Origin of the sequence: Paenibacillus shenyangensis (assembly GCF_000346635.1) — a bacterium.
Lineage (GTDB): Bacteria > Bacillota > Bacilli > Paenibacillales > Paenibacillaceae > Saccharibacillus > Saccharibacillus dauci.
Genome location: NZ_AOIG01000038.1, coordinates 1 through 1560, shown reverse-complemented (window position 1 = coordinate 1560; position 1560 = coordinate 1). Strand labels below are relative to the sequence as shown.

Annotated in this window: 1 protein-coding gene; it reads left to right on the top strand. The window is 46.7% G+C overall.

Translation table 11 applies throughout. From position 1 onward, the window contains the following. Positions 1 to 1560, top strand: a 1560-nt coding sequence (locus H065_RS26675) for an Ig-like domain-containing protein (RefSeq protein WP_017815675.1), incomplete at both ends; no start/stop codon positions are given.

The window sequence follows — 1560 nt, the reverse complement described above, 5'->3', positions numbered from 1 at the left end:
TAATCTGCTGGGCACACAAGTAGCTGGCAGCAGCGGTGAAGTAGTAGTGAACTTTACTTTCCCAACAGCAAGTGGCGAATTGACCGTTACGGTTACCAGCAATGGAACTGAAAAAGAAATCACTACCCTGCCATATAGCGGAGTAGATCTTCCAGCAACCCCAACGCCGACAGCTACTTTGTCTGATATCGACGGTAACCAAGGAACCGTTACAGCTACCAACATTGTTGCTGGCGATATTGTAAAAGTCTATGATATCGACAGTAACCTGCTGGGTACGCAAACAGCTGGCAGCAACGGTCAAGCAGTAGTGAATTTCATATTCCCAACCACAGATGGCGAATTGACCGTTACGGTTACCAGCAATGGAACTGAAAAAGAAATCACTACCCTGCCATATAGCGGAGTAGATCTTCCAGCAACCCCAACGCCGACAGCTGATTTGTCTGATATTGATGGTAACCAAGGAACCGTTACAGCTACAAATATTGCTTCTGGCGATACTGTAAAAGTTTACGATGCCGATGGTAATCTGCTGGGCACACAAGTAGCAGGCAGCAGCGGTGAAGTGGAAGTGAACTTTACTTTGCCAACAGCAAGCGGCGAATTGACCGTTACGGTTACCAGCAATGGAACCGAAAAAGAAATCACTACCTTGCTATATAGCGGAGTAGATCTTCCAACGGCTCCAACGCCGACAGCTGAACTTACAAATGTAACAGGTGATCAAGGAACTGTAAGTGCAGATGGAGTACAAGCAGGCGATGTTGTTAATGTATACGACGAGAATGATGAACTGATGGGGACTGCTACAGCTACTGCAAATGGACAATTGAGTATTCCAGTTACTTTTACCAAGGCTCAGGGCACACTGGTTGTTCGTCTGGAGCGTAATGGTTCGGTGATTCTGGTAGATTCCATTGACTATGCAGATGTTGTTATCGATAACCCGGGTACACCTTCAACACCTGACGCAGTAATTAGTGATGTAAGTGGTGATCAGGGTACTGTAGTCGTAACAGGTGTTGGTTCAGGTGATACTGTTATTGTATACGGCACCGATAATCAGGTACTTGCAAGCGAAGTAGCAGATGGGAATGGTACAGCTACACTGACATTTACTTTCCCGGATGAACAAGGTGAATTGACAGTAGTTGTACTAATTAATGGAAACGAGACCGAAATCACAACGCTGCCATACAGCGGAGTAGATCTGCCAGCAACACCAGCTCCAGCAGCAGATTTGAGTGATGTAGCTGGTGATCAAGGAACAGTTACAGTGACCAATGTTGCCTCTGGCGACACGGTGAAAGTTTATGATACTGAAGGCAACCTGCTCGGTACAGAAGTAGCAGATGGAGATGGTCAAGCAGTAGTCAACTTTACTTTCCCAACAACAGAAGGTGAACTGACTGTCACAGTAACCAGCAATGGAACTGAAACTGAAATTGCAACACTTCCTTACGATGGAGTAGAAATTCCGGGAGGCACTGATCCAGGAACCGGAGGAGGAACAACTGACCCAGGAACTGGAGGGGGAACAACCGACCCAGGAACTGG